Genomic DNA, 19,103 nt, shown 5'->3' with positions numbered 1-19,103 from the left:
TGTTTTAGTAATTTTGCTTTTTTATGACAAGCCCTTATTAAAGGTTATGCACCGCTTTAATAAAAATGTCACCGCGTTCTTCAAAAGTTCGATATTGATCCCAGCTTGCACATGCCGGAGATAACAAGATCACATCACCAGCTTCTGAATGTTCATAAGCAGCCGGCACTGCCTTCTCAACATTATCGACACGAATAATGGTTTGTATCCCTGCCTGTTGACCAGTTTGCTGTAATTTATCAGCCGTTTCACCAAATGTGACCAGCGTCTTCACATTTTTCAAATGAGGAATAAGGTCATCAAAAGCGTTCCCCCTGTCCAAACCCCCTGCCAATAAAATGGTAGGACCGTCAAAGGCATTAAGGGCACTTTTGGTCGCAAGAATGTTTGTCGCTTTGGAATCGTTATAAAATTTTCTTCCACTCACTTCTTTTACAAATTGAGTACGGTGCTTCACACCTGTAAAAGTACCAAGCACATTCATGATGCTGTCATTAGAGACTCCATATAATTTTGAAGCCGCGACTGCGCAAAGGATATTCTCAAGGTTGTGAGCACCGGGTAATACAACAGCGGATAATTCACCGATACGTTCCTGCTTAAAATAGATTGCCCCATCTTTTATATAAGCTCCTTCTTCCGCTTCCTGGGTAGTGGAAAAAGGAATGATGGATGCCTTGGTGAATGCTGTGACGTTTAAAAGATGCTCCTGGTCTTGATTGACAATCAAATAATCCTTTTCTGTTTGATTCTTTGTAATATTGGCTTTAGCGTTCCAATACTCCTCGATATGACCGTGGTAATCCAAATGTGCATCATATAAGTTCGTAATGATCGCGATATGAGGGGAGAATTCCTCGATCCCCATTAGTTGGAAGGAGGATAATTCCACCACCATCTTTTCATCTTTTTTCGCTTTTTGTGCCACTTCCGAGGCCACTGTTCCGATATTACCCGCAATCAGGGGCTGCTGTCTGTCCTCATTCAGGATTTCATAAAGTAAAGTGGTAGTCGTCGTTTTACCATTCGTCCCGGTGATGCCGATCATTTCTGCTTCTGATACTAAATAAGCAAGCTCCACCTCTGTAATGACGGGGATCCCTTTTTCAACCGCCCTTTTTATTAGAGGATTATGATAGGGAATACCCGGATTTTTGACGACATATTCAAAACCTTCGTCCAACAGCTCGATCGGATGGCTTCCACAGATCACTTTGATTCCTTCCTGCAGAAGACCCTGAGCCTCGGGATTTTCCGCCAACGGCTTTCGATCATTCACTGTGACAAAAGCTTCGAGCTTATGTAGTAAGGAAGCGGCGCTTACCCCGCTCTTTGCCAACCCCAGTACAAGAACTTTTTTGTGTTTAAACTTCGTAATTTTCTTCAATTATAACCACACCTCGATATAGATTCCTAATACGGCAAAAAGCAAACCAACCGTCCAAAATGTAACGACGACTCTCCATTCAGACCACCCGACAAGTTCGTAGTGATGATGAAGAGGACTCATTTTGAAGATTCGTTTTCCAGTCGTTTTAAACGAAGCAACTTGTAATATCACTGACAATGTTTCGATGACAAAGACCCCGCCGATCAGGATCAGGATAATCTCTAATTTCGTTAAGATGGCAATCGTTGCAATCGCTCCACCTAGTGCCAATGAACCGGTATCACCCATGAAAACCTTGGCAGGGTGAGCGTTAAACACCAGGAACCCAAGTACCGCTCCGACTACAGCCACACCGAATATCGCAACATCATATTGGCCTTGATTCCAGGCAAGAACTGCCAAGGCACCAAAAGCAATAGCCGATGTACCTGATACCAATCCATCCAGGCCGTCTGTAATATTCACGGCATTTGAAAAACCGACCAGCCAGAATACGATGAACACGACATAAAACCATCCGAGATCAAAAGAAAAGTCTGTCAAAGGAATGGATACAGTCGTAGGAAAGTCGTTTTGTTTAAAGATGAAATAAAATATAGCCGATATTACAATCTGCCCCAGAAGCTTCTGCTTGGAGGTCAATCCCAGGTTACGTTTCATGACAACTTTAATGAAGTCATCCAGGAATCCAAGCAATCCAAACCCGACTGTGACAAGAAGCAATAAATATGTCTCTGGTCCAGGCTCTGAATATTTGCCTGTCATCACAAAGGTCGTGATGATAATGGAAAGCAGGAATACAATCCCCCCCATCGTGGGAGTCCCTGTTTTCTTTTGGTGGGACTGGGGACCTTCATCCCGGATACTCTGGCCAAACTTCAATCTTCGTAAGAAGGGAATAAAGATTGGAGCCAGAAGCACAGTTATCAGAAACGCCATTATGATTGTAAAAAAGATAACTTGTTCCAGCACTTTATTCCCCTCCTTTCTTCTTCAGGTTCAAAACTTCAAAAAACTCTGCGTCAACTGTTTCGAATAAATCAGATTCATTACCACATATAAACTTCGTCATAATTTCCCACTTTTCTTGATTGTTTTTTTGTTTGTAATATTGTATTAGTTCACGATAAGCTGAATGGACATCTTCCACAATGAACAACGGAAAATGATTCGGTACGAATAAAGGGACCTTTTCACTTCCCTGCCAAAGAGAAGCGACTGCACCATTATTTATGCTCTCAAAAAGCTTTTCATGAGACTCCAATGGAATATATAAGCCCCTTTCCAATCTTACATCCGGCAAAGAGGAAACCTTATGGAATCCTATCCCCTGCAGACCGACGCCGCGTGTTTTCGGAAACAACTTCTTAACATCATCATAAACGAGCATGGTTACATCTCCCTTATGATTTGTCTTGCAACATCACGGTCATCAAAATCATATACATCATGCCCGATTATTTGATAGGTTTCATGCCCTTTACCGGCAATGAGCACAATGTCTCCTTCTTTTGCACGAAGAATAGCTTCTTTTATCGCGTCTTTTCGATCGGCAATCAACTTATATTGTTTGCCGACAACCCCCGCTTCCATATCTTTCAAGATATCCCTCGGATTTTCAGTACGGGGATTATCCGAGGTGAAGATTGCAAAATCACCGTAGTCACATGCAATTTCAGCCATGATGGGACGTTTGATTTTATCCCTGTCCCCTCCGCATCCGACTACAACGATGATTTCACCTTCAGTAATGGATTGAATGGTTTCCAGCACATTTTTCAAACCGTCCGGTGTATGAGCATAATCAACGATCACTGAAAAAGGCTTGCCTTCAGCGACTGATTCAAACCTTCCTCTGACCCCCTGTGCTTTTTCCAGGACCTTTACACTTTGTTCGATGGGGATGCCGGCAGCCGATGCTGCAGCAATGGCAGCTAATGCGTTGTATACATTGAACCTGCCTGCCATGTTAAGGACCATTTCCTTCTCCCCGAACGGACTCACCAGCCTAAAGGAAGATTCCGAGGATTTCAACTCTAGGTCTTTAGCATAGAAATCGGCTTCATTTGTTAAGCCGTATGTGAACACATGTGCTGCAGTAGATCGGATAAAATATTCAGCTGAATCATCATCCAAATTGATAATGGCATATTTAGGTGATTTTTTAAAATAAGTATTTCCTAATTGAGAGAACAATAAGCCTTTCGCATTCCGATACTCATCCATGGTGCGATGATAATCCAGGTGGTCCTGCGATAAATTTGTGAAAACTGCAATATCGTAATCACATCCATGCACCCTGCCCTGATCAAGGGCATGCGAAGAAACTTCCATAATGGCAGAAGTAATCCCTTTCTGACAAAATCGGTAGAACGTCTGCTGCAGGGTCAAACTATCCGGCGTCGTATTATGACTCACCTCGAGCTCGTCGCCCGCTTTAATATGCATCGTACCGATAAGGCCGGTTTTTATTCCGTTACCGGTAAAAACCTGATCGATGAGATGCGTGGTTGTCGTCTTACCATTCGTGCCGGTCACACCCACCAGCAATAATTGATGTGAAGGCTGTTTATAGAAATAATCCGATAGCACAGCCATGGCTTTTTTAGTGTCCGGTACAAGGATGACGGGTATATGAACATCCACTTTCCTTTCTGCAAGAATAGCAGCTGCACCATTCATCTCTGCAACATGGGCAAGGGAGTGGCTGTCGACCTCCAGTCCTTGAATGCAGATAAATAAGTCACCATCCCTTACTTTCTTATGGTGATTAGCGATGTTTGAAATAGCCGGATTTCCTTCACCATGTACTTTATAAAACGGAAGTACTTCCAGCAAAGTGTGCAATCTCATCATTTCAACTCCTCACAGGTAGAAAGCAACCTTTTTATATTTTACATAAAAACAGACTTGAAAGCTATCAACCTTTTAACTTAGTTCTTAAATTCTTAGCTGCTCTGATAAACACCGCAGTCGTGATTTCCGTGCAAGACTTCACTTTCCGCGGGTGACCCGTGAGCCTCCTCCAAAAATCTTAAGGGGGTTTTCAATGTCCAACTGCAGGGCTTGGAGGCACATGTCATAAGCCGAACCGACCAAGGTGGCAAAGAACGCCTTCATGTCCGGTCCGTCTTATGCCTGCCCCCTCCTGAGCAAAGCCCTTCCGCTTTTCTGTTCAAGAAAGCCCCTTTTGGCATTTATTCAGATAAATAAACCCGTACCGTTGACCCCTGCTTTATTTTTACTCCTGGATCAGGCGATTGATTTACTACCTTTTCTCCGCTGCCGCTGATATCAAGGTTTAGGTTGACCAATTGCTGCTGCAGCTCTTTTTTAGACAATCCGATCAAATCCGGGGTTTCGATCAATGGGATGTCATCCCAATTCATTTTTTTCTCGATTTGCTCTTTTCTTTTAGGCACTCCCATTGCTTCTAAACTATCTCCTATTATACTGCCGGCGATGGGGGCAGCTACCACCCCGCCGAATTGTACCGTTCCTTTCGGGTTATCCACCGCTATATAAACGACTATTTCCGGATCGTCGGCCGGGGCCACGCCCATGAACGACACGATGTGATTGTTCTCTAAATACTTACCATCCTTGGCTTTCTGGGCAGTACCTGTTTTGCCCCCAACACGGTAGCCATCCACGAATGCCTTTCCTCCTGTTCCTTGTGCAACCACACTTTCAAGTGCATCCCTTATTTGTTTGGATGTTTCTTCAGAGATTACTCGTTTCTTGACTTGAGGTGACTTTCTCATAACGACTTCATTTGTTTCAGGGTCGATCAGCTCTTTCGCAATATATGGCTGATACAGGATCCCCCCATTGACAGCGGCTGAAACGGCTGCCACCTGCTGGATAGGGGTTACAGCAACACCCTGGCCGAAAGCTGTTGTCGCTTGTTCAACCGGACCCACCCGGTCTAAATTGAACAAAATCCCTTTCCCTTCACCTTGTAGATCGATCCCTGTTTTCTGACCAAATCCAAAGTCTTTAATGTATTTAAATAATGTTTCTTTGCCAAGCCGTTCCCCCAGCTCAACAAAACCGGGGTTGCAGGAGTTTTGTACAACTTGGAGGAAGGTTTGTGTACCATGCCCCCCTCTTTTCCAACAGTGAAGTGTAGATCCAGCCACTTCGACGTGACCTGAATCATGAAACTTTTCTTTATACAAGTCAACCTTATTTTCTTGAAGGGCAGCTGCCAGGGTGATAATTTTAAAGGTCGATCCCGGTTCATACGTACTCCAGATGGGCAGGTTGCGGTTATATATTTCCTGCGGTACATTTCGGAAATTTGCAGGGTCAAATGTAGGGCGGCTCGCCATCGCTAAGATTTCACCTTTCTTTGGATTCATCGCAATGGCGATCATCCCATCCGGGTTATAGGTGGCCTGAGCGATATCCAGTTCTCTTTCTACAATTGTCTGAACCTTCGTATCGATCGTCAGTTTTAGATCCAGACCATTCTCCGGATCATCAAAATCGTCCGCCATGTCCCCCATCCGCTTCCCTTTCGCATCTGAGAAAAACTTCACATATCCCTTATCACCTGTCAGTTCCTCATCGTATGAAAGTTCAAGTCCCATCAGTCCCTGGTTATCAATACCGGCAAAACCAAGCACATGGGATAGATAGCTTCCATAAGGGTAATACCTTTTTGAGTCTTCTCCCAGGTAAATTCCCTTAAGGTTTAGCTCTGTGACTTCCTTCGCTTTTTCATAGGATATTTTTCTTGCTTCTTTTATTAAAACCATACTCGCCTGCTGTGTTACATATTTATATGCAGTTTCTACTGAAATATTAAGAACAGGCGCCAGTTTCTCCGCGGTTTCTTGAGGGTCGGTTACTTGTCTGGGAACGACAAAAATGGTTGGTGCACTTTGGTTGCCCGCTAACTCCACCCCATTCCGGTCTACTATTTTCCCCCGTTCAGGCTGAAAAGGGATATTCCGGCTCCACGAATCTTTGGCACGGCTTGTCAGCATATCCCCCATAAAAAACTGCACATACCCAAGCCTCAAATCAATGATGGAAAATATCATCACTCCCACAACCAGAGCAATTGCTAACCTTTTTCTAACCGTTACATTCGATACTCTTTTCACAAATGGACCTCCCCTTCTATGGCTCGTTCCATTATATGCTTGGACACACACGGGTATGTATTTCTTTATAGCAGCAGCACATGCAGATGATGGGCGGTGATTAGAATAGAGTTTCACGATTGCAAAAAGAAAAGGACGACCCTTCCGAGTGTCACCCCTCTCCGCGGCTATTCGCAAAGCGAGCATGAAGTGAACACACCGAAACGTCCATCCTTTCTATTCCACTATCTAATTCAAGGGTCTTTCTTCTTCAGAGTCTTCAGAGGCTTCTTCTTTTTTCTTCTGCAGCTGTTCTTCCGGTGTTTTAAAGTTCACCACTAGAGGTTCGCTTTCATTTACAGGAGAATCAGGCTGAATGTTCTGACTTACAGCAAATCCATTGCCAACCATATTGATTTTGAGACCGGCAATATTCGCTACTTTAAAGACATCCCTTATCGACCAGCCCTTCATATCAGGAATCGTAATGTCCCCGTCCGTTCTGAGAATCACCTTCCCGCCTTCAAGCATTTCACTGCCTGCCTGCGGCAGCTGTCTGGTTACTTCTGAACCGTTACCCACCACAACAGGCTTGGCACCTGATTTTTCTATTTCTGACTTTGCTTTTTCAACACTCATACCAGCTAAGTCAGGAATTTGTTCTTGTTTAAGATTCACTTTTTCCTGCGGTTTAATATTTAAGTATTTCAAACTGTTCTGCATGACTGGTTTAAAAACATCTGAAACAGGGTCAGACCCTATCTCTGTAGGCTTCAATTCAGGTTCCTGCACCCCTACATAAACAATCAGCTGCGGATTATCAGCCGGTGCCATTCCTATAAAGGAAAAGAGATAGTTTTCTTTTCCATATTTGTATCCCCCGGTTTCCGGGTCGGGGATCTGGGCTGTTCCAGATTTCCCGGCTACACTGTAGCCTTCGATCGCAAACCTGGCACCCGTGCCATTTTCGGAGGTGACTGTCGACTCTAAGTATTTTCTTGTCTTCTCGGCAGTTTCTTTAGAAATAGGGGTTCCCGCTACTTGCGGCTTTGTTTCTTTCACTACCTCTTTTGTATTCGGATCCACCACTTTTGATATGACATAAGGCTTCATCATTTTTCCGTCATTTGCAATCGCAGATTCTGCCTGGATCATCTGCAGCGGAGTGACAGTTGTCCCCTGCCCAAAAATGGTTGTATATTTTTCAATTGGATAATGATAAAGAATCGAACCCGAGGCCTCATGCGGAAGGCCGACGTTGGTCTTTTCACCGAAACCAAAATCATGTAAATATCCTTCAAATGTTTCGAAACCGATTCTATCCAGCAGATAAGCAAAAGCTACATTGGATGACCGCTGCACTCCTTCAAGGAAAGAAATCGATCCCCAGCCTTCCCCGCCATTATGATCACGAATGGGATTAGGGACATTATCCACTTTGTAAGTCCCTGATTGAAATGCCTCGTTAGGATTGAACTTTCCTTCGTTCACTGCTGCTGCAAGTGAGAAGGATTTCATCGTCGATCCCGGCTCTATCGTTTCTTCTACGATCCTATTTGTCCAGTTATCTTCCAGTCCCGCCCTTGTGTCAGGGTGAAAGGTCGGCCGCTGTGTCATTCCAAGGATTTGTCCTGTTTTGGGATCTGCTACGATCGCAAACATCTGCTTCGGCTTATACTGTTTCTGTACTTGATTCATTGCTTCTTCAAGGAACGTCTGAATTTTCTTATCAATGGTCAGATAAATATCATTCCCATCCTGTGGGGGTGTGACGTGCTCTTCTGAGTTAGGGAGAAGATATCCCCACACATCACTTTTGTATTCAACTGAACCGTTTTTTCCGCTCAGGATGTCATTAAAGCTTTTTTCAATTCCCATTTTACCTGTTGTAACAGACTCGCCGTCATCAGTAGTCGTCTTCTGTGCAAAGCCGATCAAATGGGAAGCAAAGGATCCATTGGGATAGAACCGTTTAGCTTCTTTCCTGAATGTAATGCCCGGCAGCCCTTCATCTTTGATATCAAGCATCAATTGATGAGAGAGGGCACGGCCGGCTGAACCGAACTCCACCTGGTAGGCCCCCTCGGATGTTAATTTTTCATAGATTTCACTTTCCTTCATGTCTATGAACATAGAAAGTTCTCTGGCCGTCTTTTTCGGTTCCGTTACATGCTTAGGATTATCAGGGTCACTTGTCACCGTCGGGCTGAGGACTGCAACTAAGGTGTAAGCAGAAGTGTCTTCAGCGATCACTTCCCCTTTATGGTCAAAGATGGTTCCCCTATGGGCTTCAAGGATGCGGCTCTTAATATATTTTTCTGCTGCCTGTGAAGCAAGGACTTTACCTTCAGCCTCGCCTGTTACTTGGATTGTTATAAAGCGAACCATTAATACAAAAAAGAGCAAGCCGAAAATCCCGAAAAGGATGGCTGCCCCTATGTTCATACTTGGTCTTTTTTTCATTATTGTTCAACAACCTTCACATTCTTTTCTTTTAAGTTAAGTCCAAGCTCTTTGGCTTTTTCCAAGATACGCTCATATGTGCTTAACTCACTGATTTGAAGTTTGAGGTCGTTATTCGCCTTTTCTTGTTTTTCAACGGATGTTTCCATCACTTGCACTTCTTTGTTCACGTCGTAGATTGCTGCCTGCGTCTGTACAATCTGTACAGCAAGGAAGCAAAACACCATAGCAAAGATTGCGACAAGGATCTTTTCACCTGGTGTGATGACTGAACGCTGTTCTTTTCTAAGCGGCTGAGGCTTCACCTGAACAGATTGATTTGATTGTTCGACTTGCTGCCTTTCATAGTTTCTGGCTAAGTTACTCATTGTTTCTCCCTCCCATTTCCTTTTTTATCTATTTTTTTCTGCAATTCTTAACTTCGCTGACCTTGCTCTATTATTTTCAGAGAGTTCTTCCTCGCTTGGTAATATCGGCTTTCTTGTAACGAGTTTTAATACTGGTTCATATTCTTTTGGAATAATCGGCAGCCCCGGCGGCAAATCCGGTCCGGAGGCTTTCTCTTTAAACATGGTTTTACACATGCGGTCTTCCAATGAATGGAAAGTGATGACGCTGACCCTTCCGCCTTTTCCAAGTATGTCTATCGCTTGCTCAAGGGAATCTTCAAATGCACCGAGTTCATCATTGACGGCAATCCGGATAGCCTGAAACACTCTTTTGGCAGGATGTCCTCCCTTTCTGCGGGCAGGTGCAGGAATTCCTTCCTTTATCAATTCAACCAGCTCTCCTGTGGTTTCTATCGGCTTCAATTCGCGTGCCGCTTCAATCTTTCTAGCGATTTGCTTTGAAAATTTTTCTTCTCCATACCGATAAAAGATACGGACAAGATCCTCAAATGACCAGTGGTTCACCACATCGAATGCAGAGATATCAGCTTCAAGGTCCATTCTCATATCAAGCGGTGCATCATGATGGTAGCTGAAGCCCCTTTCCGGTGTATCAAGCTGGGGTGATGATACCCCAAGGTCGTAAAGAATGCCATCGACACTATGTACTCCAAGCTGCTCAAGCTCTTCTTTCAAATGGCGGAAATTGGATTGAACGAAAGTCACCTTACCCTGATAGGGTAAAAGTTTTTCCCTGGCGTGGTTGATTGCGGTTTCATCCTGATCGAAACAATAGAGATGTCCCTTCTCGGACAATTGGCTCAGCAAGTACTCACTATGCCCTGCACCGCCTAAAGTACAATCCACATAAACCCCGTCTTCTTTAATATTCAATCCATCTACCGTTTCTTTCAATAAAACTGTTGTATGTTTAAACATGTTGATTTCACCTTTCCAATCGAACGTTTTTGATCTGTTAAATATCAAATCCTATCATATTCTCTGCAAGTTCTGCAAAAGAATCTTCAGACTCTGTGAAGTAGTCTTCCCATAAAGCCTTACTCCAAATCTCAATCCGATTGGAAACTCCAAGGATGATGCATTCTTTATCCAGCTGTGCATAACTGACAAGGGTGGAAGGGATGTTTATTCTCCCTGTCTTGTCCAATTCACTTTCCGTTGCTCCAGAAAAGAAGAAGCGCGTAAAGGCTCGGGCATCTTTCTTTGTAAGTGGTAAAGCTTTCAGCTTTTCTTCGAGCGCCCGCCATTCATCCATTGGGTAGCCGAATAAGCATTGGTCTAATCCACGGGTGATGACGAATGACTCGCCGAGTAGATCGCGGAACTTGGCAGGCACAATTAAACGGCCCTTATTATCAATGTTATGTTGATATTCGCCCATGAACATATGCACTGCCCCCACTTTCTATCACAAATGTACCACATCCCCCCACTTTTCTCCACTGTTTTCTAAATTCTATTTTTATTAATTATTTCCTTTAACTTTTTTCAGCCTTTTTCTCCCTTTTCCTGACAATGAAAGAAAGTGTAATTTGTCTTTTAAGCACACAAAAAGGACTTCTTTCGTACTTTATTACGAAAGAAGTCCTTTAATAGTTGTTCGTTTATTAGGGCATGAAATGTCTTACAATGTTACAAATAAACAACCTTATGAGTCCCATCAAATTCGAGTGGGAGGGAGACCAGATCCTGAATGAAGCTATCCCCGTATTTATTCAAGAAATAAAGGGTGTTCCAGGTTCTCTCCTGCGGCCCATTGTTGGGACGGAGACAGTTTTCCACTTTAGCGAAGTCCGAAAAGGTTTTTTCATGTTTATCTCTGAGGGCCTTATCTGCCCTCTTCCTCAAGTAATCAAATTGATGGAGGTGGATGGATAAATTCTTTTCCACAATCTGATTTAATCCCGGGTCGATACGTTCAGATTTATCACGGATATGGTTGTACTTTTCGTGAAGCAACTGTTCGAGATCGGATATTTCTTTTTCCAAAGTGGGTACTTTTATAGAATCCCAATATTTTTCGCGTTTTTCAGTGACCCCATCGATCAATACCTGTGGCACAGAAAGCTCCAGCAGGTTCAGTTTCTTCTCTACTTCTCTTTCAAGCAAGGTGATACTTAATCTCGGGACGACCGGAGGAAGCTTCAATCCCACATATTCGAATGCTTTTTTCAATTCACCCCAATAGGCGATTTCACCAGGTCCCCCAATAAACGCAAGGGTCGGAAACAGCCATTCCTGCATCATTGGCCTTGTCACCACATTGTTGCTGAATCTTTCAGGAGTCTCTTCAAGCATGGCCAGTAATTCCCTGTTTGTGATGTTGCTTCCTGTATTTTTTTCTTTGAAATCGAATCCTTCTCTTTCTAATAATGCACGTTCATCATTTATGTTGATAAATAGATTCGCTGCTTCGGGAGAGATGTCCAATTGTGTGGAGAACCCGTTACCTTTTATTTTTTCCTGCATCTCGAGTACTGCATTTGTGATACTCTGGCTGCTTTCAATCAGATGATGAAAATGATTCTTTTCAAGATTCCTTAAAGGAGAATACGCAGAATCAATCACCAATAAACCGAATTCCTTGAACAAATGCATCACAATATGTGCGAAGAACCTGACCAGCTCATCCTGAACATCAATCATGTTGTTCAATTCAGAAGAAAGTTTATTAGTATACCGGGTTTCACCAAGAGTCTGGATGATTTCCTTGACCCAGTCCTTCATGATATTTTTATCGAATGAAATATCTGAAGTCATCTTCTTATCAAGAACTCGTTCAGGATAACCCGCCTTCTCGATTTTGCTGCCTTTTTCTAAGTAGATGTGATTCACTTCCTGATAATCATGATCTTCCCCGGCTATCCAGAAGACAGGAACAACAGGATGGTTCAATGTTTCTTCCTGCTGCTGTGCCAATTTGATGATCGAAATAATTTTATGTATGGTATATAACGGACCCGTCAATAAGCCTGCCTGCTGCCCGGCAACAACAGTAACTGCCCCAGCTTTTAATTTCGTTAGAGATTCTTCTACTTTATCTGCTGATGGCAGGCCTTTCATATATGAGGCAATACATTCAGTCAGCTCTTCACGCGGGAAGTCCCGAATTTTCAAATCATCCAGCCTATTAGAATAGACGTCAGGCTGATTGATATTATAATGAAAAAAAGAAGTCACAGGTTCTTTCTGTTGTATATAAAGTGAAGCAAACTGGTTGATTGACGGAATGTTCAGATTCTCCAATTCCATATGAACTACTACTCCTTTTCAAACTCTTTATTTCCTACCGAAGAGTATAACATTTCACTAACTGAAAAGGAAAAAAACTGCTTATGCGAAAAGGTTAGTTCAGCTCGATAATACGAAGGATCAAACCCGTGATCATCAAACCAATATAAGCTGCGAAAAACAGGAGGAAATTTATTCTCCATACACCTCTTAGGAGCTTAGGGTAATGAATTTCCCCCTTTGCCTTCCAATATAAAACGGCGAATATCAAGCCGACGCAGCAAACACATAGAAATATCAACCATAAATATGAGGTATCCCAAATGGCAAGTACAATAAAGTGGACAGAAACCATCAATAAAAACGTTGTCACATCAATTGCAAGATGAACAGCTTTCCTGTGATTCTTCATTACTTCCTTTGCAATGATAAAACTGATGAAATATCCCAAGAATGGAATAATGACAAATATCGCAATGACCGTGGAAAATATGGAAGCCATTCTACCCCCCCTGACCTTCTCTTTCAATTCCTTTAACTAATTCGTAAAGTGTTTTCATGATGGGTACAAAATGGTTTTCTGTTTCAGCCTTCATCAATAAGGCTCCTAAAATAGTTTCAATCTCTGTCTTCCTCTGTTCTTCAATATCTTTCAGCATGGATGAACGATTGGCTGAAGTGCTGTAACAAATGTCCAATATCTCCTGGAAGTGAATCTGATCCTTCATGTGAGGAAAAAGAATCTGCAGTTCTTCAAATAACTTATGTTGAATGTGAAGGAAGTGTGGATTTTCCGGTAATCTTCCATTCTTCACTCCAGCAATTGACGTAAGGGGATTTATCAAGACGTTTACAAATAATTTCTTTAACATCATTTTTTCATAGTCGTCTTGAAGGAGGATTGGAAAATTTTCTATATACTGTATTAATAATTCTTCTATACTACTTGATTTTCCTCTAATAAATGCAAGATTTGTCTTGCCTATTCCCAAATGAATCACAGAGTGATCATTTTCTCTCAACGCCCCATGTTCTACAGATCCTGCCAAAAGAGTATGATGAGGGAGGCTTTTCACTCGTTCTATATGCCCGATTCCATTCTGAAGGAAGATCAGGGGGATATGGGCATGCGTCTCAGTCAAGGTTGTGAGAATCGGAGCAAGATTATATTCTTTTACTGCGACAAAAATTAAATCGAACTCCATTCTGCTTCCAGACAGTCTTTCAGTATGAATATAAGCAGTATTTGAACAATCTTCCCGCTTAAGGGTAACACCCAGTCGGTTGACCTTCTGTAATTGTTCATTTCTTCTAACAAGAAGTGTGACATCGAACTTTTTACTTAAATAATGGGAGAAAAGAAGCCCTATCGCCCCTCCTCCAATAATTCCTATCTTCATGACTTCTCCTTCAATAGCGAATTAATAAGTACTATCCATAGTTTAGCAAATTTTTCCCCGTCAGAACACTATGGGTAAAAGGAATTATGATTTAAAAAAACTTGTTCCTGCTACAAACAGGAACAAGTATGATATTCATTGTTATTAGACTGGATATACCGGGTGCTTTCTTTCACTGAACTGGACTTCTTTCGTCTCATATAATCTAAAACGTTCTATCAAAACAGAACGAAGCTCATTAGGAGCCGTAATTTCATCAACGATTAACTCTGAAGCCAGTTTATAGATATCGATATGTTCTTTATATTCTTGTTGTTTCTCTTGAACATATTTAATTCTTTCTTTCGGATCTTCAATTGCCTGGATTTTATTTGAATAAACTGCATTCACAGCTGCTTCTGGGCCCATCACGGCAATCTGGGCAGTTGGAAGCGCAATACATACATCCGGGTCAAAAGCCGGCCCCGCCATAGCGTATAATCCTGCTCCGTAGGCTTTCCTTACAATGACAGAAATTTTTGGCACAGTTGCAGAACTCATAGCCGCAATCAGCTTGGCTCCATGCCTGATAATCCCGGCTCTCTCCACCTTGGTTCCGATCATAAATCCTGGAACATCCGCAAGGAACAGTAATGGAATGTGGAAGGCATCACACAGCTGGATGAATTTAGCCCCTTTGTCTGCAGAATCGTGAAATAGTACGCCGCCTTTCACCTTTGGCTGATTGGCAATAATGCCTACCACTTTTCCGTCCATACGGCCAAATCCTGTAATGAGCTCTGGTGCAAAAAGTTTCTTCATCTCGAAGAAACTTCCTTCGTCAATCAATGTGTTTATCCCCTCGTACATATCAAATGGGGCATTTTGATGCTGCGGGATGATATCTTCCAGCAGTTTTTCCGTTTTTGGCGCCATCCCTTCCTGAACAGACGGCTTTTCTTTGTAGTTAGCCGGGAAATAACCCAAGTATCTCTTGGCTTCTGCAATCGCTTCTTCTTCAGAAGCTGCCAAGAGGTCACCGCATCCGCTTACTGAGCAGTGCATTCGTGCTCCACCCATTTCTTCAAGCGTCACCTTTTCCCCTATTACCTTTTCTGCCATACGGGGAGAGCCAAGGTACATGGAAGCATTTCCATCGACCATGATGACAATGTCACAGAAAGCAGGAATATAAGCTCCCCCTGCTGCCGACGGCCCGAAAAGAACACAAATCTGAGGGACCATACCAGACATTTTCACTTGGTTATGGAATATCTTCCCTGCCCCTCTGCGATTCGGAAACATTTCAAGCTGATCGGTAATGCGGGCACCAGCCGAATCCACTAAATAAAAGATAGGGACCTGTAAGCGTAAAGCGGTTTCCTGGATACGAATAATCTTTTCTACAGTCCGTGCACCCCAAGAACCCGCTTTTACTGTAGAGTCATTTGCCATGACACAGACCGTTTGTCCGCCAACTTTCCCGATGGCTGTCACCACTCCATCTGCAGGCAAATCTTCAGCTTTATTGTTCGCAAACATTCCGTCTTCTTGATAATCACCATTATCGAATAATAGCTGAAGACGATCACGAACGAACATTTTGTTTTGTTCTTTTAGTTTTTCGTGATATTTCGGCTGTCCGCCGGCACTTATTCTTTCTTTTGTTTCATTGAGTGTATCTATGAATGTTTTAGATGCAGTCATATGAATCCCCCTTTGTTCGTTATGTAGTTGAAGCTGTTAGACACTGCTGTTGGTTTCCGTGCAAGACTTCGCTTTCCGCGGGTGACCCGTGAGCCTCCTCGGCTTCGCCTGCGGGGTCTCACATTGGCCACTTCTCCCGGAGGAGTCTACGTCTTGCACTCCAACCAACAGCTGGAACCAACTAATACCTCCAGAAATAACTACCTAGTTTAATCTTGAACTAAACTAATCTTATATCGTTTAGAAGGAAGAGCATCGAATGAAACCGAGTGGTAATTACAACTTCCAATCAATTCAGAGTAAACCATGCAGTTTACAATAGTTGGAACTTACCTTCCCATTATCCTTCTAGAACGAGTAATACGTCGCCTTCGTTTACGAAGTCTCCGATGTTTACTTTGATTTCTGCGATTTTCCCTTCTGCTTCGGCTTCTACTGGGATTTCCATTTTCATGGATTCAAGCATGAGTACCGTATCACCTGTTGCGACACTCCCGCCTTGTTCTACTAATACATTTAATACTGTTCCTGCCATAGCTGCTGTAATTTCTTTCATTTTCATTTCCTCCAATTGTTATAAATCTTCTTATGTTCGATTTGCAGTTAAATAATCCTGGAGCCATTTAGTTGTGTAGGTTCCATCTAGAAACTCTTTTTCCTTAATGATTTCCTTGAAAAGACTCACATTCGTTTTGAGCCCGTCGATTTGCACTCCTGAGAAAAATACTTTCGCTTTTTCTATTGCTTCTGATCGATCTTTACCATAAATGATGCATTTGGAAATCATCGGATCATAAAATGGCGTGACTTTATTCCCTTCTACATATCCTGAATCAATCCGGACACCTTCACTATTTCCCCAATCCAAGGTTTTGATTAAACCTGGGGAAGGATAGAACGTTTTCGGATCTTCTGCATAGATTCTGAACTCCAGAGCATGGCCACTCGTGGTAATTTCATCTTGTTTTAATAACGGCAGGGGGTCTCCAGCTGCTACCAGGAGCTGCCATTTAACCAAATCGAGACCTGTTACATATTCCGTAACGGGATGCTCCACCTGTAATCTTGTATTCATTTCAAGGAAGTAGAAATTTTCTTCTTCATCAACGATGAATTCAACAGTTCCCGCATTGATATAATTTACGGCCTTCGCGGCTTGAACGGCTGCTTCATACATCTTTTGTCTAGTCTTCTCAGAGAGCATCGGAGACGGGGACTCCTCGATCACTTTTTGATTTCGTCTTTGGACGGAACAATTACGCTCAAATAAATGGACGATATTCCCATGACTATCCCCAAATATCTGCACTTCTACGTGCCGGGCATTTTCCACGCATTTTTCAAGGAATACTTCGTCTTTTCCAAAATAAGCTTTGGCACGGTTTTTTGTAGAATCGAAGCTTTGAACGAGCGCTTGCTCATTTTCGCAGCGAATCATTCCGATGCCGCCGCCCCCGCCGCTCGCCTTAAGCATTACAGGATAACCAATGGTATATGCAAGTTCCTTGGCGGCTTCTATACTTTCAACACCGCCATCACTTCCCGGTACAACCGGCACCTGAGCCTCTTGCATAACCTTTCTTGCTTCTACTTTATCTCCCATCTTTTGAATAATTCCGTGAGGAGGTCCGATAAAGGTAAAGCCCTCTTCTGAAACCCTCTTCGCAAATTCCCCATTCTCTGATAAGAGACCGTATCCGGGATGGATTCCATCTACATTTTCTTTTTTTGCAACTTCAAGAATATTATCTATAACTAAATAAGATTTGTTAACGGGCGGTTCACCGATGCGATGAGCGATATCAGCTTCCTTGACAAAAGGCATATCCTCATCTGCATCGGAATAGACAGCAACCGTCTGAATGTTTAATTGTTTACAAGTTTTAATAATTCTTGAAGCAATTTCTCCCCTGTTTGCAATTAAGACTTTCTGCACATTATCTCCCCTTTCTTCAAAAAAAAAGCAACTCATAAATAAGGATTCTACAAAACTCGCCGAAATCCTCCTCTATATTGTAAACGTTTTCTTAATTAAGTGCAGAATTTTTTGTTTATTTGTTATATAATAATAATAAATAACTATATTATTTTTTCTTCGTTTTGGAAACGGATTCAACTGATTCCGTTCCTGATAAGGTATCACGAAGCAATAGTAGGAGGTAAAAAGATGGCTGTAAAAGTTGAAAAATTAAAAGTGAATTATAAAACTCTTGAAGAGTTTAAGAAATTTAAAGAATATGGTGTTCAAGAGCTATCCATGCTTGAAGATCTGCAGGCGAATATCATTGAAAATGATAGTGAATCACCTTTTTACGGGATTTACTTCGGAGATACATTAATTGCAAGAATGAGTTTGTATCAGCGGGAAGCAAGATTCGACCAATACTTCGATCCCCCTCAAAATTATTTGGAATTATGGAAACTTGAGGTCCTTCCAAAATATCAAGGTAAAGGATACGGCAAACTGCTGGTTGAATTTGCAAAGGGATTCGGACTTCCCATCAAGACGAACTCACGCATAAAATCACAGGGGTTCTGGGAGAAGATGGGCTTTGAGGCCGTCACTTATGACGTGGAAAGAGATTTAGGGGAAAACCCTTTGGTCTGGTATCCTGAAGGCGTTAAAGAACAAAAAATCAGCTAAATAACGGAAAGGCTGGCTAGTGTGATTGTAGCCAGCCTTTTATTATTGATACACTAATAGGGCTTTCACCCCGATATTATTTATTGACTCTTTGAAGATTTCCGTTTTTATCCATCTGGAATTTCACTTTATCTTCATTTCCCTGCAAAAGAGCCATCTTTCTTGCCTTTTCAAAAATGGTCAAAAGCGATTTATGATCCTCTTCAAGTAAAGTAAACTTGCTTTTGTATTCTTCTAATTCTTCTGCAGCCTGTTCAAGCTTACTTGTTAATAGAGAGAGTTGCTCATGAAGCTGGGAATTTTCCTCTTTCACTTTTGCTTCATTTCTAACCGCTTCCTCCGCTTTTTGTAAATACTGGATCATGCTGCTCATGGAGAAATTATCATGCATTGCCTGCCCGGGTTCCGTTTGAACTTGGGTCAGATGACTTTCTTTCGGAGGAGGATTCTTTACCAGCGGATTGTGTTTCTTTGATTGTTTCCTCTGTTTTTTTGCCAACTCAATCCCTGATTTATATTGTTTGCGGACAAATGAATTCCATCTGAACCCGCATGCAGCTGACGTCCTTGATAGTTTCCTGCCCACCTCCTCAAATGCCTTAAGCTGTGTACCGCCTTCACGAATGTGACGCAAAACCACTTCAGCAAGTATTACATCCTCATCCTGACTCCAAGCATCCTGTCTATTTGAAGACATTTCCATCCCTCCTGTAAGATCCATTTATTCATGCATATGCACTTACTAGAGTAGATAGAATCAACAGTATACCTGACATTGAAATAATT

At 42.4% G+C, this 19,103-nt stretch carries 17 protein-coding genes; 1 reads left to right on the top strand and 16 read right to left on the bottom strand.

Annotated elements, in window-relative coordinates; translation table 11 throughout:
- Positions 1 to 37: 37 nt before the first annotated feature.
- The 15 genes from murD to HWX64_RS07830 all read right to left on the bottom strand — a co-directional run bounded on the left by murD (position 38) and on the right by HWX64_RS07830 (position 17,609).
- The gene (murD, locus tag HWX64_RS07900; RefSeq protein ID WP_175988830.1) at positions 38 to 1,387 is read right to left on the bottom strand and encodes a UDP-N-acetylmuramoyl-L-alanine--D-glutamate ligase; all 1,350 of its coding nucleotides are present in this window, start codon (positions 1,385 to 1,387) and stop codon (positions 38 to 40) included.
- Positions 1,388 to 2,362: a phospho-N-acetylmuramoyl-pentapeptide-transferase gene (gene mraY, locus HWX64_RS07895; RefSeq protein ID WP_175988828.1), complete on the bottom strand. Its 975-nt coding sequence runs from the start codon at positions 2,360 to 2,362 to the stop codon at positions 1,388 to 1,390.
- A 1-nt stretch (position 2,363) separates the two neighbouring features.
- Positions 2,364 to 2,780: a hypothetical protein gene (locus HWX64_RS07890; protein WP_175988826.1), complete on the bottom strand. Its 417-nt coding sequence runs from the start codon at positions 2,778 to 2,780 to the stop codon at positions 2,364 to 2,366.
- A 2-nt stretch (positions 2,781 to 2,782) separates the two neighbouring features.
- Entirely contained in the window at positions 2,783 to 4,243 is a 1,461-nt protein-coding gene (locus HWX64_RS07885; RefSeq protein WP_175989683.1) for a UDP-N-acetylmuramoyl-L-alanyl-D-glutamate--2,6-diaminopimelate ligase, read from the bottom strand.
- A 344-nt stretch (positions 4,244 to 4,587) separates the two neighbouring features.
- Positions 4,588 to 6,504 carry a stage V sporulation protein D gene (locus tag HWX64_RS07880; RefSeq protein WP_303049468.1) on the bottom strand — a complete coding sequence of 639 codons (1,917 nt, stop codon included), beginning with the start codon at positions 6,502 to 6,504 and terminating at the stop codon, positions 4,588 to 4,590.
- 228 nt (positions 6,505 to 6,732) lie between these two features.
- On the bottom strand, positions 6,733 to 8,946 hold the full coding sequence (locus HWX64_RS07875; protein WP_175988824.1) for a penicillin-binding protein: 2,214 nt from the start codon (positions 8,944 to 8,946) through the stop codon (positions 6,733 to 6,735).
- Complete coding sequence (gene ftsL / locus HWX64_RS07870) at positions 8,946 to 9,314, bottom strand: cell division protein FtsL (RefSeq protein ID WP_175988822.1); 369 nt, start codon at positions 9,312 to 9,314, stop codon at positions 8,946 to 8,948. Before ftsL ends, HWX64_RS07875 begins: the two co-directional genes overlap by 1 nt.
- A 24-nt stretch (positions 9,315 to 9,338) precedes the next feature.
- Positions 9,339 to 10,274: a 16S rRNA (cytosine(1402)-N(4))-methyltransferase RsmH gene (rsmH, locus tag HWX64_RS07865; protein ID WP_175988820.1), complete on the bottom strand. Its 936-nt coding sequence runs from the start codon at positions 10,272 to 10,274 to the stop codon at positions 9,339 to 9,341.
- Positions 10,275 to 10,311: 37 nt separating this feature from the next.
- Positions 10,312 to 10,743, bottom strand: coding sequence for a division/cell wall cluster transcriptional repressor MraZ (gene mraZ, locus HWX64_RS07860; RefSeq protein WP_175988818.1), 432 nt, complete (start codon positions 10,741 to 10,743; stop codon positions 10,312 to 10,314).
- Between the two features lie 245 nt (positions 10,744 to 10,988).
- On the bottom strand, positions 10,989 to 12,608 hold the full coding sequence (gene bshC, locus HWX64_RS07855) for a bacillithiol biosynthesis cysteine-adding enzyme BshC (RefSeq protein ID WP_175988816.1): 1,620 nt from the start codon (positions 12,606 to 12,608) through the stop codon (positions 10,989 to 10,991).
- 94 nt (positions 12,609 to 12,702) lie between these two features.
- Positions 12,703 to 13,089 (bottom strand): DUF3397 domain-containing protein, encoded by a 387-nt coding sequence (locus HWX64_RS07850; RefSeq protein ID WP_175988814.1) that lies wholly within the window; start codon positions 13,087 to 13,089, stop codon positions 12,703 to 12,705.
- A 1-nt stretch (position 13,090) separates the two neighbouring features.
- On the bottom strand, positions 13,091 to 13,987 hold the full coding sequence (locus HWX64_RS07845) for a 2-dehydropantoate 2-reductase (protein ID WP_175988812.1): 897 nt from the start codon (positions 13,985 to 13,987) through the stop codon (positions 13,091 to 13,093).
- A gap of 144 nt (positions 13,988 to 14,131) precedes the next feature.
- Complete coding sequence (locus HWX64_RS07840; RefSeq protein WP_175988810.1) at positions 14,132 to 15,673, bottom strand: acyl-CoA carboxylase subunit beta; 1,542 nt, start codon at positions 15,671 to 15,673, stop codon at positions 14,132 to 14,134.
- Positions 15,674 to 16,013: 340 nt separating this feature from the next.
- The gene (locus HWX64_RS07835; RefSeq protein ID WP_175988808.1) at positions 16,014 to 16,229 is read right to left on the bottom strand and encodes a biotin/lipoyl-binding carrier protein; all 216 of its coding nucleotides are present in this window, start codon (positions 16,227 to 16,229) and stop codon (positions 16,014 to 16,016) included.
- A gap of 30 nt (positions 16,230 to 16,259) precedes the next feature.
- Positions 16,260 to 17,609: an acetyl/propionyl/methylcrotonyl-CoA carboxylase subunit alpha gene (locus tag HWX64_RS07830; RefSeq protein WP_175988806.1), complete on the bottom strand. Its 1,350-nt coding sequence runs from the start codon at positions 17,607 to 17,609 to the stop codon at positions 16,260 to 16,262.
- Between the two features lie 231 nt (positions 17,610 to 17,840).
- Here HWX64_RS07830 and HWX64_RS07825 point away from each other — a divergent pair, with 231 nt between their 5' ends.
- Positions 17,841 to 18,317 carry an N-acetyltransferase gene (locus tag HWX64_RS07825; protein WP_175988804.1) on the top strand — a complete coding sequence of 159 codons (477 nt, stop codon included), beginning with the start codon at positions 17,841 to 17,843 and terminating at the stop codon, positions 18,315 to 18,317.
- Positions 18,318 to 18,393: 76 nt separating this feature from the next.
- Here HWX64_RS07825 and HWX64_RS07820 read toward each other — a convergent pair whose 3' ends face one another.
- On the bottom strand, positions 18,394 to 19,014 hold the full coding sequence (locus HWX64_RS07820) for an RsfA family transcriptional regulator (RefSeq protein WP_175988802.1): 621 nt from the start codon (positions 19,012 to 19,014) through the stop codon (positions 18,394 to 18,396).
- Positions 19,015 to 19,103: the final 89 nt, after the last annotated feature.

This window comes from Bacillus sp. Marseille-Q1617 (assembly GCF_903645295.1).
Classification (GTDB): domain Bacteria; phylum Bacillota; class Bacilli; order Bacillales; family Bacillaceae_B; genus Rossellomorea.
The sequence above is the reverse complement of the archived record's forward strand: the minus strand, read 5'-3'. Positions and strand labels throughout refer to the sequence as shown.